The sequence below is a fragment of the Planococcus sp. A6 genome (assembly GCF_028823615.1).
GTDB lineage: Bacteria > Bacillota > Bacilli > Bacillales_A > Planococcaceae > Planococcus.
On the sequence record NZ_JAPEHT010000082.1, the window covers coordinates 1 to 14,378 of the forward strand.

Below are 14,378 nucleotides of genomic sequence, written 5' to 3' on the forward strand. Positions count from 1 at the left end.
TGAATATAGAAGCAGATCTATCTAATCAATCTTCGTACAATGAAATCTTCAAGCCGCCAAGCGCCAAGGGTGAGCCGACGCCATAAGACAAGTGCTCTTCTTGGCTTATGGCAAGAGGCCAACCCAAAGCAGCGCGGCGAATACCAAAATGAAGCCCGACTCAACTCCAGGAACATTGCTACAAGAACCCCCTCGCTATCTTCATTTAAAACCCGCCCAACAAAGCAGTTAACTACTGAAATGCCAATAAGCTTTCATTTGGATTTTTCAGTGGAAAGAGTACAATGAAACAAAGAGCATGGGAAAGGAAGAACAGCATGAAACCAGTAATTGTAGCCGAAAAGCCGAGCCAGGCGAAAGCGTATGGCGATGCGTTCAAGACGGTGAAGCGGGAAGGCTATATGGAAATGGCGCCGAATCCGATCTTTCCAGAAGGCGCGTTCATTACCTGGGGCATCGGCCATCTTGTCGAATTGAAAGAGCCGAAAGCCTACGACCCGAAATGGGGCAAATGGTCGCTCGCTTCCTTGCCGATTCTGCCGGTCGAATACCAATTCCAAGTAGCCCGCGGCAAGTCGAAGCAATTCAATATCATCAAAAAACTCCTGAAAGAAACCGATACCGTCATCAATGCCTGCGACGTAGACCGCGAAGGCTCGAATATTTTCTACAGCATCTACCGGCAGACCGGCGTGCGTGGCAAACAAATCAAACGGCTGTGGATCAATTCACTCGAAATTGATGAAGTGCGCGAAGGCTTCCGCAATTTGCGCGATAACAAGGAAGACCTGCGCCTGTACGAAGAAGCGCGGGCGCGCCAGATCAGTGACTGGCTGGTCGGTATGAACGGCTCAAGGCTTTACTCGCTGTTGCTTCAAGAACGTGGCATCCACGAAGTATTTGCGATTGGGCGGGTTCAGACGCCAACCGTATTTTTGATTTATCAGCGCCAAAAGGAAATCGAGGCGTTCAAGCCGGAGAAGTTTTACGAAATCGAAGGGAAATTCAAAGCCGCGAAAGGCAGCTATAAAGGAAAAGCCAAGCTGAAAGCGAAAGAGCGCAAAAAAGCGGAAGAGCTCCTGGCTGTTCATGAGTTGACGGACGGCAAAGCGCAAGGCCATATCAAAGAATTGAAGACGGCGGAAAAACATATCCCCCCGCAGCCTTTGCATTCCTTATCCAGCTTGCAGGCAGCCGCGAACAGGAAATGGAAATACAGCCCGCAAAAAGTGCTGTCGGCGATGCAAAAGCTCTATGAGAAAAAACTGGTGAGTTACCCGCGGACCGATTCCCGCCATATCACTTCGGCGGAATTCGGCTATTTGTCAGCCCAAGTTGAGAGTTACCAAAAGCTTATCGATGCACCGTTCCCGATTGCATCGAAAATACCGAAAAAGCGTTTTGTCGATAACACAAAAGTGCAGGAGCATTATGCCATCATCCCGACGAAGAGCTTGCCAACAGCCCGTAAAATCGAAGGATTGCCGCAGGACGAACGGAATTTATACGAAGAAGTGATGCGTACGACGCTCGGCATGTTCCACCGGGATTACCGTTATGCCGAAACGAAAGTCGTAACTGATGTCAAAGGGCTTGAGTTCCATACGACGGGCCGGACAGAACTCGATAAAGGATGGAAATCTTTATTTCCAACAACTAAAGAAGCAAAACAGGACCCACCGCTTCCTGAATTGGCGGCACACGAGCAAGTGGCGGCAGCGATTGCCATTGTTGAAGGCATGACTACCGCGCCAAAGCCGTATACAGAAGGGCAATTGATCGCCATGATGAAAACTTGCGGAAAGTTCGCGGAAGATGTAGCCGATAGCGAAATCCTCAAGGAAGTCGAAGGGCTCGGGACGGAAGCGACGCGCAGCGGAATCATTGAAACGATAAAGCGCCATAATTATATCGAAGTAAAAAGAAACATTGTGTCAGTCACTGAAAAAGGGCGCATGCTGTGCCAAGCCATTGAAGGCAATTTGCTCTCGAGCCCGTCAATGACGGCGAAATGGGAAAGCTATTTGAAGAAAATCGGCAAAGGCGAAGGCTCCTCGGAAGTGTTTCTCGCCACGATCGGAAAGTTCATTGAGAAGCTGCTGCAAGATGTGCCGGAGCAATTGCGCAGCAACGGCATGCCGGACCAGATGCCTGCTTTGCAAGGAGCGGAAATTGCGATCTGCCCGCGCTGCCGAAAAGGCTCGATTGTTTCCCGCAGAGGCTCCTACGGCTGTACAGAACATGCCAATGGCTGCAAGCAATCATTCCCGGCGGTGTTTTTGAAAAAAAGGTTAACGGCAAAACATATCGAATACTTATGCACCAAAGGGAAAACGCCGGTCATTAAAGGTTTCGTATCGAAGAACGGTAAAAAATTCAATGCCAGTCTCGTATTGGAAGAGGGGAAATTGGCAATGAAGTTTTAATATTTCCCAGGGAATATACAGGAAGGAGTGCAGATGATGAGAAAAATGACGATCTATGTAGCGGAAGCGAAATCACAACGTCCGATTCACGAACTGGAGGATTTATTGCTGAATGAGCCAGGGGTTGAACGGGCTTTGGTGGATGTGAAAGATGGCGAAGTCAAACTGGAGCTGGACGAAACGAAGATCAAGGAAAGCCAGATAATCCTTCTCATTAAAGAAGCTGGGTTTCACGTGGAGTGATTTCTTTGCCACGCAGTAGGTGTTCCTGTACAATAGGAATCATTGAATAGCAATAACTGCATATAACAGGTCAAATGCCGCGGACCATAGCGCCGGAGGCAAAGCCGAAAAGATTCCTTTCATTTTGAGAGGCTCTTTTCGGCTTTTTTTATAGGGGGGAAGCAGAAATGGGTTATTTTGTAGATCATCGAACGAAAAAAATCCATCACAGCCAGTTTGCAGGAGATAGTTGCGGCTTTTTGCAAACGCCTATAGAGCGTAGGGAGTTTACCGATAAAATGGAGTATGTGGAGGGTTTGGCAGAAAAGGAATATGAATATTGCCCGCATTGCCAAACTGCACAGTCGACTGTCGGTTAAATTGGATAGAGAAAAAAGCCGCCAATTGGGCGGCTTTTTCATTTTAAGAATGTCTACTCGGTTCAAGGAGCACGAGGATGTAACTGATATCCGTCGAGAATTCCCAATCGAGGAAAATCTCACGGATATCCCGTTTAAGTAGTTCAGGGAACGGGGTTTCTTTCAAAAGCAAGCGCTTTTCGAGAGGCCGTTTCACTTGTTTCAGTTCTTCGGCCAACCCATTGCGAATCAATTCACGTTCGATCTCCACCAAGAAGCCTGTGCGTTCGATCAATAAGGTCCGGTCATTCAACCAGAACAGCTCGGTGCTTTCGGGTTTCTTTTCGGCTTTGCGGCTGGCTTCCACGACTGAATCGTGGAGGGCTTCTTGCGTCGCGTCGGACTGCCAGTCAAATTCAGTTGTAGCATCCCGGCTAGCCATGACCCCGATAAGCATGCCGGTCTGGTTTTCCAGATGCCAATCGGAATAAATCGATTCGACTTTTTCGCCAGAAGCACGGGAGAAGGCAGCGCAAATATCTGGCTTCAGCTCTTCGATCAGCAAATGGCGGATTTCCATCACGCGCCTAAACTCGTTTTTCTGGAGCAGAATCTTTTCTGTCGGGCTTAGGAAACCTCTCAGGTGGACGATGACAAAGGGTGGTTTCACGATCACGAATACAGATGTCGGGCCTTTCCCGAAGTGTTCGCGGATGACGGTTGAAATATAGCCGCCGATTTCGCTTTGCATGGTTTTTGAATTCTGCAAATGGATCGCCTCCTTGGGTAATGTAATTGGTCTGCCGGATAAGGCAATGTCTATTGTATTGGGCGTGCAATGCACTGAACGGCCAATAACGATTAAGGGGCCGGCATAGCGGGTATAAATGGAAAAACGGATACGGACGGAATTCAAAAGGGGTGGATCGAATGGTTTCGGCAGAACGCAAGACAGATCTTACGACAGCAAGAAACCGGCGCGTCCACACTTCACGGAATTTTTGGGCGGGCTTATTGTTCGGAGCCGGGATGTTTTCAGTGCTCGAGCAAAGCATTTTCCATTTTTTCCTGCAATGGCATCATTTCTACGAAGGCAATGGCCCCCAAGCGATTTTGACCGGGGAAGGAATTTACCAGGTCATCGGCTGGGCATTGACGGTGTTGTCTCTATGGATCGCTGCCGATTTGGCCAGGCGAAAAGCCTTTTGGCCAGCGCGCTTTTCAGGCAGTGCATTGATTGGAGGCGGCGTGTTGCTGGTATTCGACAGCCTGGTATTCCGCCTGCTGTTGAATCTTCATACAGTCAGGGACACTGGGGACCCTGTTTTCTACGAATCGTTATGGCTCGGAACAGCCGCTTTCCTGTTTTTGCTTGGCTGGTCGGTCTTGCGCAATGCTTCAAAGGATAGCGATTAATCCTCGTCACTTTACTATACACTAATTTTCATACTTCCCTTTCAATGGGACAAAGCGGACCGCTTCAAGCGCCGTCTTTTCTAATCTCCCATCGCTGGATTTGTCGATGGCGAGAAGGTCCTGGCTGTACTGATTGCCGACAGGGATGAGCATGCGCCCGCCGTTTGCCAATTGGTCCACCAATTCTTTCGGAATATCCGAGGCGGCAGCAGTGACGATGATCCGGTCGTACGGTGCATGTTCAGGCCAGCCGAGGCTGCCATCGCCCAGCAGGAACGAGATGTTTTCGAACCCTTTCGCTTCGAGCCGCTTTTTTGCGCTCTCAGCTAGCTGCGGAATCTTCTCGACTGTATAGACTTCACGTGAAAAAGCTGCCAGAAGCGCTGTCTGGAAACCCGATCCTGTGCCGATCTCCAACACTTTGTGATGGTCTTCGAGATCGAGGGCAACCGTCATTTCCAAAACGAGTGAAGGTTGTGAAATCGTCTGGCCATATCCAATTGGCAAAGCTTCGTCTCGCCCGGCATCTTGCTGATGGCGATCCATGAACGAACCCCGGTCAAGTGAGCGGAAATAAGCGGTGATGTCCTGTTTACGCGCAGTCATGAAGATACACCTGCTTTCGTTCGATTTGTTTGATGGACTCCTTGCTACTATCATAAGGAAAAATGGCCCAAAGCACAAAGCGCGGCTCTTAAGGAGAGGAACCTCATATGGAGAACACAATAATTTCAGCACTTGAACAGGACTTGCCCGACACAATGAATCTCGAAACCGCAACCTTCGGGATGGGCTGCTTTTGGAGCCCGGATGCACAGTTCGGTTCATTGCCTGGCGTAATCCGGACACGGACCGGCTATGCAGGCGGCACTTCGGACAATCCCACATACCGGCAGATGGGGGACCATACGGAAACCATCCAAGTGGCATTTAATCCTGAACAAATCCGCTTTGAAGAAATCGTCAGGGAATTTTGGCGCAGCCATTACCCGAACCGCGACGCATACAAAGGGCGCCAATACATTTCCTTGCTGTTTTGGCAGTCCGAAGAGCAAAAGCACGTCATTGAGAAACTGAAGATAGAAAAAGAGCAGCAACTGAACGAGCCGGTTGAAACAGAAATCCGGCCGTTCGACGGATTTACGGAAGCGGAGGAGCGCCATCAGAAATATTATTTAAAACGCTATCCGAAAGCCCTTGAACAATTGGCAGAACTTTATCCCGAGCTGGGGCTTCTGACGCCGTCGACTTTCGCAGCCCGGCTGAACGGGTTTGTCAAAGGCTTCGGCAGCCGTCAGCAATTGCTCGAGGAAATCGACGGATGGCCGATCAACAAAGAGCACAGGGATGCTCTTCGGCAAGTGCTGCTTAAACTGAAATGGTAATGTGATGAGTGCTGGAAAGACCGCTGATTGCGGTCTTTTTTTATGCTGTTGCAGGGAGAGCCGACAGCCATACCGAAATAACAATAGAGAAAAAAGATGCAGGGGGGAACGTGGACATGTTGGATGAACGTACAATTCTATTGGTGCTGCCCATTTTGGTTTTGCAGATCGCATTGATGATATTCGCATTAGTGGATTTGATCAGAAATCCGAATCCGAACGGTCCGAAGTGGATGTGGGCGGCGATCATCGTCTTGCTGAATATTATCGGACCGATTCTGTACTTTGTCATAGGGAGGCGGAATTATTGAACGTATTGGAAGTCAGGTCATTAACAAAGCGCTTCGGCACTGAACAAGCAGTGGACGGATTGGGCTTCGAGCTTGCAGAAGGCAGTGCAACGGCATTGATTGGCCCAAACGGGGCGGGAAAGACCACGACGCTGTCGATGCTTGCTGGGCTTTTGGAAGCGAGTGCAGGAGAAATCCAGCGCAAGAAAAACTTATCAATCGGATTTTTACCTCAATATCCGCGATTCTTTCCATGGCTGAGCGCTTTGGAATTTACGGAAATGGCTGCCAAGCTAAGCGGCGTCGATTCCAGAAAAGCCCGCCAGCAAGCAGAACGGACATTGGGGTTTGTCGGGCTAGGTCAAGTGGCCAATAAGAAAATCAGCGGTTTTTCAGGAGGCATGAAGCAGCGGCTCGGGCTGGCGCAAGCGATGGTGCACCAGCCAAGCTTGCTGTTATTGGACGAACCGATTTCTTCTTTGGATCCGACTGGGCGAAGGGAAGTGATGGAATTATTGAAATCACTGCTCGGCCAAACGACGATTCTTTACTCCACCCATATTTTGAACGATGCTGAAGAAATGACAGACCAACTATTGTTTCTGCAGAATGGGCGCCTCGTGGAACACGGCTCCCTCAACCAGGTGCGCAGCCGCTATGCGGACCCGCAAATTCGGATTCGCTTTGAAAACACTAACGCTGCGGAGAGGTTTATGCGTGAATCACCGTGGCCAGCTGCCGTTCAAGGCACAGCAGTTATTGTGCCTGTAAAAGTGGAAGGACCGATCATGCAGGACGTGTTCCGTTTCTTGTCAGTTAAAAGCCTGCCCGTGGTTGGGGTCGAGCAAGAGACCGCCAGCCTGGAAGATATTTTCCTGAAGGTGGTGGCAGGAAAATGAAGCAATTTTCGACACTGCTATTGAAGGAATGGCGTGAGAATCTGCGCAACTTTAAGATTTTCTGGATTCCCGTCGTCTTTATTCTGTTAGGCGTCACAGAACCTTTATCGAATTATTACCTTCCTCAGATTCTCGATGCCACAGGCGGTTTGCCGGATGGTGCCGTGATCGAACTGCCGGATCCTGAACCTGAACAATTGCTGGTTGCGGTCATGGGTCAATTCCAGCTGATTGGCATGCTCGTCCTCGTTCTCGCTTATATGGGGAGCATTGCTGGCGAGCGCAGAAATGGAACGGCGACTCTTTTATATGTAAGGCCATTATCGTATGTATCCTATTTTCTCAGTAAATGGCTTATGGCTTCCATAGTGGCGGTGTTTTTTGGCGGGTTATTATTACACGGCTGTGCTGTTTTCAGCGGTTCCGTTCGGGGAGTTCCTGGCGTTTGCGGCGACGTATAGTTTGTGGATGGTGCTGGTCGTGACCTTGGTGTTATTTGCAAGCGCGTCGATGCCAAATGCAGGATTGGCTGCCGGGTTCACGCTTGCTGCATTGCTTATTCTACAGCTTATCGACAGCCTGTTCGGCAGCCGCTGGGAATGGTCGCCATTGAAACTTCCGAATTACGCGGCTTACTTCCTGGATATCGGACCGGATATGACAGCGCTGATCTGGACGCTTGCGATCTCGCTAGTATGCCTGATAGGACTGGCGGCACTGGGCATTTGGTTCTCGAAAAGAAACCGTGCAAAAGCGAAAGTATAGAAGCAATCAGCGATTAGCTGATTGCTTTTCTTTTGGGCGAATGCTGGTAGAATAAGAACAGGATTTGGCGCAGCGCTGGAGAGCTTTTATGCTCCAGTGGATTGGCCGTTTAATCGGAGAATATGCATGCCAAACTAGGACTCGTAGTGGCCAATACAATGGACACACGGGCCATACTAACGAATTGAGGAATAAAATATGAAGAAACTGATTGCATTGATTTTTGTGGCATTGCTCATGCTGGGGTTTGCCTGGGTCAATAATAACTGGATTGTCACGACCGAATATTCGGTCCAATCGGACAAAGTGCCGGATGCATTTGCCGGCAAACGCATTGTTCAAGTATCGGACCTTCACAATGCTGAATTTGGAGACCAACAGCAATCCCTGCTGGATAAAGTCGAAGCGGCGAACCCGGATGCCATTTTCATTACCGGAGATTTGATTGACAGCGACCGCTACGATTTGGAGAGAAGTTTGGCGGCTGTCGACGGGCTGGTGGAGATGAGCGAAGTGTATTATGTCATTGGCAACCATGAAGTGTCATCGAACCGGCTGGATGATGAAATCGTTCCAGCCTTGGAAGAACGCGGTGTCGAAGTGTTGCGCAATCGATCACTCATGTGGGAACAGGACGGAGAAGCTATACAAATTGCGGGCATCGACGATCCGTTAATGGATATCTATCTTCATGAAGAGGAGTTTACGCGCAATAGCATCGCAGAAGCTGAGCTCAATGACGCGTTTACTTTGCTGCTTGCCCATCGGCCCGAACAGTTGGAGACTTATGCAAGCGAAGGCATCGATGTCGTTTTCGCCGGGCACGCACACGGTGGCCAGATTCGCATTCCAGGCCTTGGCGGCTTGATTGCCCCAGGGCAGGGCTGGTTTCCGAGCATGACAGAAGGCGTCTTCGAATCAGGTGATACACAGCTTGTGTTGAGCCGGGGACTCGGAAATAGCGGATTTCCATTGCGTGTTTTCAATTTACCCGAAGTCGTTGTCGTAACGTTAGAGAATGAATAACTCGTGTAGGGGGACCGATTTTCGTGATTAGAAAAAGTGAAGTGACATTGCATTGCTATACAAAAAGAACAAATGTCTCCTACGATCTCCCGGCGGACCAGCAGGAGTTCACCATGATGCCGCAGGAGCTCATCAAGCGGGACGCGGGGAATCCCAAAAAGCATTTCATCGTCATCCGCGCGCGCGGCGAAGTGGCCGGATTTTTCGAGCTGGATGAATCAGAGGACCGGAAACGCTATTCTGACAACCCGAAAGCCTTGCTGTTGCGCGGCTACTCCGTCAATCCGAAATTTCAAGGGCGCGGTATCGCAACGGGCTCACTTGAAGCTCTGCCTGCTTTTCTGCGAAAAGAATTTGAGGTTTTTGACGAAGTTGTGCTCGGCGTCAATGCGCGCAATATCGCAGCCCAGAACCTTTACAAAAAAGCCGGTTTTGAAGATGCCGGCAGAAGAGTCATGGGTAAAAAAGGCGAGCAATTCGCAATGTGCCTGAAAGTGAAATGAAAAATGCTCCTTCGCCAAAACCATGCGCTACTTGGATTTGGGGAAGGGGCATTTTCTATGGATAAAAGGAAAGGACAAGTAGGTTGAAGAATAGAAGAAGAAAGGAATTGGGGTGGCCAGATGCTTGCAGCAGGGGTGTGGATCCGGTTGAAAGCTTTCATGCTGGATTATATAGGGATTGTGCTTTATTTACTTATGGTCGCAGTGCTGACAGTTTTTATATTCCCGGAAATTCAAAAGCTTTTTCAATCTTCTCCTGGCATCGCGCAGTTGACTGGTTTCTTGCTCGTCACCTTGCCGATTTCATTATACTTCGCAGTTTTTGATGCCGGACATTTCCGTGGCACGTTCGGCAAGAAGAAAATGAATCTACAAGTGGTCGGACGGGATGGGAAAGGAATTGGCATCGTCCGTTCGTTCATTCGGGTCGCACTTAAGTTTTTACCTTGGGAATTGTCCCATTTCCTCGTCTACCGTTTAATCCGGACTGAAGAGGAGAGCATTCCCCTGTCCCTTGCAATTATCGGAGGGAGCATCTATGGATTAATGATTTTATACATTACAACTGCCTTTTTTTTCGAAACAGAAGCGTTCATTTTACGATTTCTTGAGCGGGACAAAAGTGATAAAAATAGTGTGATTCCCCTATAGCATCATGCAGACAGCTGAACTCACACACTCATGTTTCAAAATACAGGTGCTTATGTAGGTTGCAGCCGGGATTAAAAGCAGCTGCGCAACGCGGGCAGGAAGAAGCGCAATCGAGATAGTCGCGGATGGACAGCTCGTTGCCGCATGTCCCGCAAAGAATGGCTTTCTCGTGGAACTGCTCTTTTGGCCAGACAGAAGTATCGCCGCAGCCCGCAGCCTCATGGCAAGCAAAGCAAGGAAAATATTTTCCGCAGCAATGGAAGCGGATGGCAATCCGGTCATTTTCCGAATGGTAATGGCGGCAGCGGGTTTCAGGGTCGACATCGAGCCCGATGACGCGAGGGCGTTCACACATGACAGGCACTCCTTTTTAATTCACATATTTCTTTCATGCTACTATGAAATAGGCTTGCTGACGAGTGCCGGATGATAGCTGAAAATGGTCGCAAGCGCCGGAAGCCTTTATAATAGGGATAAGTATCTTGAAGGAGGAGACTGGGCAATGGTTAAGGAATTCGAAGATGAAGTCATGCGTGCGATGGACAAAGTGTTTGAAGATGAGATGAAAAAAGTGAGCGAGACGCTCGAGCAGGATTTATTGATCTCATTGATCGGTGAAGTCAATGCCGGGAAATCGACGACGGTGAACAAAATCATCGGTGAAGAAATTGCCAGCACCAACCCGATGCCTGGCGAAACAGTCAGCGTGGACCCTTATAACATCCGCGGCCTCGAAAACATCAAATTCATGGATACACCGGGGCTTAATGACCCCAATGATGAAAACCCGAGAAAGACTTTAGAGTTCGTCCAGCAATCGGATGTCGTGCTGTTTTTCCTGAATGCTGCCGGAACGGTTTTTTCAGATAGCGAAAAGCAAAAATTCGCCGAGATCGAAAAACATAATAAAGACATCCTTATTGTTCTGAATAAAATCGATGCGGCAGAAGATATCCCATCGATCATTAGATTCATCAAAGGGCATACGAACAATAAATACAAAGTGATCCCGGTGTCTTCGAAAACGGGAGAGAACCTGGATCTGCTGAAAAAGGAAATTTTGCTGTTGCTGGAAAAGAAGGGGAAAGACCTGCTCTTCGCCAAAAGCATGAAAGAGAAATCGTCTGCTGCCACGCGCTGGATCGTGGGGGCCGGGGTCTCAGCGGGAATCATCGGCGCGTCACCGATCCCAGGGTCGGACGTATTGCCGCTGACGACGCTGCAGGTCGGACTCATCGTCAAACTGTCGAATCTGTACGATAAGCCTTTGACGAAAAAAGCGGCGAAAGACATGATCGTCATTACTGCAACGCAGACGATCGGCCATACCCTTTACCGCCAGGCGTTGAAGTTTGTCCCAGGGGCAGGCTCGATCATCGGCGGTACAGTGGCGAGCTCCATGACACTGGCGCTCGGCTACGGCGTGAAATATGCGTACGAAAACAATATCGCCATCGATTATGAAATGATCGGCAGCCTCTATGATAAGCTGAAAAAGCGAGAAAAGAATGCTTGAACCATGTGGCCGTCCCCGTTTTTAGGGCGGCTTTTTGTTTTAACACAGAGAGTGAACCGTAAATTTGGAGGTGGGACTTATGAGAATTTTAGTAGTGGAAGACAACCCGAGTGTCAGCTCGATGCTGGAATTGTTTTTTTCAAAAGAAGGGCTGGAAGGTGAGTTCGCTGGAGATGGGCTGGAAGGCTACCGTAAATTCCAGGAAGAGGATTTCGACCTGTTGATCCTGGATTGGATGCTTCCGGGAATGGACGGCATCGCTTTATGCCGAAAAATCCGCGAGACGGGAAGCGAAGTACCCATCATTATGCTGACAGCGAAAGACAGTGAATCCGACCAAGTGATCGGTTTTGAAATGGGAGCAGATGATTACGTGACCAAGCCGTTCAGCCCTTTGACCTTGATGGCGCGCATCAAAGCGGTGACCAGAAGGGCGCGAAAAGATGAAGCGGTCGAGGACGGCATCCGCACCTCCCATTTCCATGTCAGAAAAGAAACACGCGAAGTCGTCAAAGACGGCCAAGCGATCGACAATCTAACGCCGAAGGAATTTGATCTGCTGGTCTTTTTCCTGCAGCATCCGAAGCAAGTATTCAGCCGTGAGCAATTGCTTGAGCAAGTGTGGGGCTATCAATTCTACGGCGATGAACGGACGGTAGACGTCCATATCAAACGGCTGCGCAAGAAAATTCCGGAAGGGGACCAGCTCTTCCATACGGTGTGGGGAGTGGGCTATAAATTTGAAGAACTTGCGGGTTAAGTATTTCTATCAATTGATCGCGAGCCATATGGGTGTCCTCGTGTTTGCGGTGGCCATTTTAAGCACGCTGTTCATTTTTTACGGCGAGCGGGTGGCGTATTCGGATAAGGCAGAGGAGTTGGAGCGCTACGGCGAGCAAATCCTACAGGAACTGGAACAGGCGCGCCCGGGCACGGATCTGCAATCCTATGTTACGGTGCTCGAAGCACAGAACATCAATTTCATCGTCTTCGACCAGCAAAGCCGGATCCTGTATCCGATCAACGGCAATTTCCCGTCGGTCGAGCTGACACCGGAGGAATGGAATGTCATCGAACGCGGCGAGACATTGGTCGTCTACCGGGATGTCGAACGCTTTGAGCGGTCGATGACATTTGTCGCGCTGCCATACGTTGAAGGCAGCACGCTCGCTGGCGGCGTGTTGTTGGCTTCCCCTGTAAGCGGCATCCGGGAAATGGTGACGGAATTGAACCGGACGCTCGTCGCAGTAATCGCCATTTCCTTGCCATTCGCATTGCTTTTGAGTTTGTTGCTTGCCAAAATTCACGTGACGCGGCTGCAGCGTATGCGCAAAGCGACTTCGATGATCAGCGAAGGGCATTACCAAGTCAATTTGCCGGAATCAAATTTTGACGAATTCGGGGATTTGGCGCATGACTTCAATGTCATGGCTGACAAATTGCAGCGCTCCAATGAAGAAATCGAACAGCTCGAAAACCGCAGGCGGCGCTTTATGGCGGATGTCTCGCATGAGATGAGGACGCCGCTTACCACAATAGCCGGCATCATCGAAGGCTTGAAGAGCGGCATGATCGAGGAACAACAGCGCGAAAAAGGCATCCGCCTGGTAAGTGATGAGACGAAGCGGCTTATGCGCCTTGTCAATGAAAACCTGGACTATGAGAAAATCCGGTCGAATCAAGTGACGCTCATGAAAGAAGAAATCGAGGCGGCAGAGCTGTTGGAAATCATTCAGGAACAGCTACAAATGCAGGCAGCCGAAAAAGGCGATCGCTTGTTGATCGAAGCCGAGCCAGGTGAGATGATCTACGGGGATATGGACCGGTTGATTCAAATCCTGGTGAATATTGTCAAAAACAGTATCCAATTCACCGATAACGGCGATATTTTCCTGCGCGCCCGCGCGGAAGCTGACGCGACCGTTCTGGAAGTGGAAGATACCGGAGACGGCATCGAGGTCGATGAATTGGAGATGATCTGGCGCCGCTTCTATAAAGCGGATATGTCTCGCGGAAGCGGCCAGTTCGGGCTGGGGCTTTCCATCGTCCGCCAGTTGGTCAATTTGCACGACGGGAAAATCTCGGTGGAAAGCGAAAAAGGCAGCGGGACGAAATTCACGATCCGTCTGCCACATAAACAATCAAATAAGTAATTGAAACATTGAAAGCCTGCCGGTTGTTGCGGCAGGTTTTTTTGCATCTGCCCGCATCGAAAACTTTACATTTCTGTTGCATGTTTGGTCATAATTTTTTCATATCTGCTTTGTATGATAAGAATATCGAAAGCCACAAGGCAAACGACAACCAATCATTAAAGGGGATGGAAAAATAATGGGCTACTATAATACAACACCGCAAAACAATCAGAAGAATCCGTGGAAACGCTATATGGCTTCCAGTTTCGGAGGCGTATTGGCAGGTGCGTTGCTGGTAGGCACGCTAGTCACTGGAACCGATTTGGGGGAAACGGAATCCGCTACTGCCGGCGTCCAAAGCAGTGAACTGCAAAGCGACTCGGCGATTGTCACGACAGATGTTACAGAAACCGTTGATGCGACGGGAGATGCTGTGGTCGGCGTCTCCAACCTGCAAGCGGGCAATAATCCATTTGCCCAAACCTCTACGCAAGAAGCAGGGGCAGGATCGGGCGTCATCTATAAAAAACAAGGGGACACTGCATTCGTCGTCACGAACCATCACGTAGTGGAAGGCGCTAAAGAAGTCGTCGTGACCTTGGCGAACGGCGAAGAGCTCGAAGCGGAAGTGCTCGGTTCGGATGTCTGGACCGACCTTGCTGTACTGAAAGTCCCTGGGGCACAAATTGAAACAGTCGCAGAGTTTGGCGACTCCTCGGTACTGAAATCAGGTGAGCCAGTCATTGCAATCGGCAACCCGCTTGGCCTCCAATTTTCTGGGTCGG

At 49.6% G+C, this 14,378-nt stretch carries 19 protein-coding genes; 16 read left to right on the forward strand and 3 right to left on the reverse strand.

The genetic code is table 11. The features are described from left to right. The first annotated feature begins 317 nt into the window (after nucleotides 1-317). The 3 genes from ON064_RS12405 to ON064_RS12415 all read left to right on the forward strand — a co-directional run bounded on the left by ON064_RS12405 (nucleotide 318) and on the right by ON064_RS12415 (nucleotide 3,028). Nucleotides 318-2,426, forward strand: coding sequence for a type IA DNA topoisomerase (locus ON064_RS12405; RefSeq protein ID WP_211655208.1), 2,109 nt, complete (start codon nucleotides 318-320; stop codon nucleotides 2,424-2,426). 36 nt (nucleotides 2,427-2,462) lie between these two features. Further along, nucleotides 2,463-2,669, forward strand: coding sequence for a heavy-metal-associated domain-containing protein (locus tag ON064_RS12410; RefSeq protein ID WP_211655207.1), 207 nt, complete (start codon nucleotides 2,463-2,465; stop codon nucleotides 2,667-2,669). Nucleotides 2,670-2,836: 167 nt separating this feature from the next. Further along, entirely contained in the window at nucleotides 2,837-3,028 is a 192-nt protein-coding gene (locus tag ON064_RS12415; RefSeq protein ID WP_211655206.1) for a hypothetical protein, read from the forward strand. 43 nt (nucleotides 3,029-3,071) lie between these two features. On the opposite strand, the gene ON064_RS12420 is transcribed toward ON064_RS12415, so the two are convergent. Beyond that, the gene (locus ON064_RS12420) at nucleotides 3,072-3,776 is read right to left on the reverse strand and encodes a Na-translocating system protein MpsC family protein (protein ID WP_274625006.1); all 705 of its coding nucleotides are present in this window, start codon (nucleotides 3,774-3,776) and stop codon (nucleotides 3,072-3,074) included. Nucleotides 3,777-3,937: 161 nt separating this feature from the next. On the opposite strand from ON064_RS12420, the gene ON064_RS12425 reads away from it, so the two are divergent. Further along, complete coding sequence (locus tag ON064_RS12425; RefSeq protein WP_274625007.1) at nucleotides 3,938-4,423, forward strand: DUF2243 domain-containing protein; 486 nt, start codon at nucleotides 3,938-3,940, stop codon at nucleotides 4,421-4,423. A 21-nt stretch (nucleotides 4,424-4,444) separates the two neighbouring features. On the opposite strand, the gene ON064_RS12430 is transcribed toward ON064_RS12425, so the two are convergent. Next, the gene (locus tag ON064_RS12430; RefSeq protein WP_274625008.1) at nucleotides 4,445-5,029 is read right to left on the reverse strand and encodes a protein-L-isoaspartate(D-aspartate) O-methyltransferase; all 585 of its coding nucleotides are present in this window, start codon (nucleotides 5,027-5,029) and stop codon (nucleotides 4,445-4,447) included. Between the two features lie 107 nt (nucleotides 5,030-5,136). Between ON064_RS12430 and msrA the strand changes: the two genes are divergently transcribed. The 8 genes from msrA (at nucleotide 5,137) to ON064_RS12470 (ending at nucleotide 9,942) form a co-directional block, all read left to right on the forward strand. After that, nucleotides 5,137-5,808, forward strand: coding sequence for a peptide-methionine (S)-S-oxide reductase MsrA (msrA, locus tag ON064_RS12435; protein WP_407951618.1), 672 nt, complete (start codon nucleotides 5,137-5,139; stop codon nucleotides 5,806-5,808). Between the two features lie 116 nt (nucleotides 5,809-5,924). After that, nucleotides 5,925-6,119 carry a PLD nuclease N-terminal domain-containing protein gene (locus ON064_RS12440; protein ID WP_175578509.1) on the forward strand — a complete coding sequence of 65 codons (195 nt, stop codon included), beginning with the start codon at nucleotides 5,925-5,927 and terminating at the stop codon, nucleotides 6,117-6,119. After that, nucleotides 6,116-6,997: an ABC transporter ATP-binding protein gene (locus tag ON064_RS12445; RefSeq protein ID WP_274625009.1), complete on the forward strand. Its 882-nt coding sequence runs from the start codon at nucleotides 6,116-6,118 to the stop codon at nucleotides 6,995-6,997. Before ON064_RS12440 ends, ON064_RS12445 begins: the two co-directional genes overlap by 4 nt. Further along, nucleotides 6,994-7,458: an ABC-2 transporter permease gene (locus ON064_RS12450; protein WP_274625010.1), complete on the forward strand. Its 465-nt coding sequence runs from the start codon at nucleotides 6,994-6,996 to the stop codon at nucleotides 7,456-7,458. Before ON064_RS12445 ends, ON064_RS12450 begins: the two co-directional genes overlap by 4 nt. After that, complete coding sequence (locus ON064_RS12455) at nucleotides 7,379-7,762, forward strand: hypothetical protein (RefSeq protein WP_274625011.1); 384 nt, start codon at nucleotides 7,379-7,381, stop codon at nucleotides 7,760-7,762. Before ON064_RS12450 ends, ON064_RS12455 begins: the two co-directional genes overlap by 80 nt. A 198-nt stretch (nucleotides 7,763-7,960) precedes the next feature. Further along, entirely contained in the window at nucleotides 7,961-8,788 is an 828-nt protein-coding gene (locus tag ON064_RS12460; RefSeq protein ID WP_274625012.1) for a metallophosphoesterase, read from the forward strand. Nucleotides 8,789-8,811: 23 nt separating this feature from the next. Beyond that, complete coding sequence (locus tag ON064_RS12465; RefSeq protein WP_274625013.1) at nucleotides 8,812-9,291, forward strand: GNAT family N-acetyltransferase; 480 nt, start codon at nucleotides 8,812-8,814, stop codon at nucleotides 9,289-9,291. Between the two features lie 120 nt (nucleotides 9,292-9,411). Next, a complete protein-coding gene (locus ON064_RS12470; RefSeq protein ID WP_274625014.1) occupies nucleotides 9,412-9,942 on the forward strand; it encodes an RDD family protein in 531 nt (176 codons plus the stop codon). Between the two features lie 28 nt (nucleotides 9,943-9,970). Here ON064_RS12470 and ON064_RS12475 read toward each other — a convergent pair whose 3' ends face one another. Further along, nucleotides 9,971-10,297 (reverse strand): CHY zinc finger protein, encoded by a 327-nt coding sequence (locus ON064_RS12475; protein WP_274625015.1) that lies wholly within the window; start codon nucleotides 10,295-10,297, stop codon nucleotides 9,971-9,973. A 147-nt stretch (nucleotides 10,298-10,444) separates the two neighbouring features. On the opposite strand from ON064_RS12475, the gene ON064_RS12480 reads away from it, so the two are divergent. From ON064_RS12480 to ON064_RS12495, 4 genes are all read left to right on the forward strand, one after another. After that, a complete protein-coding gene (locus tag ON064_RS12480; RefSeq protein WP_274625016.1) occupies nucleotides 10,445-11,458 on the forward strand; it encodes a GTPase in 1,014 nt (337 codons plus the stop codon). 79 nt (nucleotides 11,459-11,537) lie between these two features. Further along, a complete protein-coding gene (locus ON064_RS12485) occupies nucleotides 11,538-12,218 on the forward strand; it encodes a response regulator transcription factor (protein ID WP_274625017.1) in 681 nt (226 codons plus the stop codon). Then, nucleotides 12,208-13,611: a sensor histidine kinase gene (locus ON064_RS12490; RefSeq protein ID WP_274625020.1), complete on the forward strand. Its 1,404-nt coding sequence runs from the start codon at nucleotides 12,208-12,210 to the stop codon at nucleotides 13,609-13,611. The genes ON064_RS12485 and ON064_RS12490 overlap by 11 nt, the downstream gene beginning before the upstream one ends. A 178-nt stretch (nucleotides 13,612-13,789) precedes the next feature. After that, on the forward strand, nucleotides 13,790-14,378 hold a 589-nt coding region (locus tag ON064_RS12495; protein WP_274625018.1), incomplete at its 3' end, for a S1C family serine protease.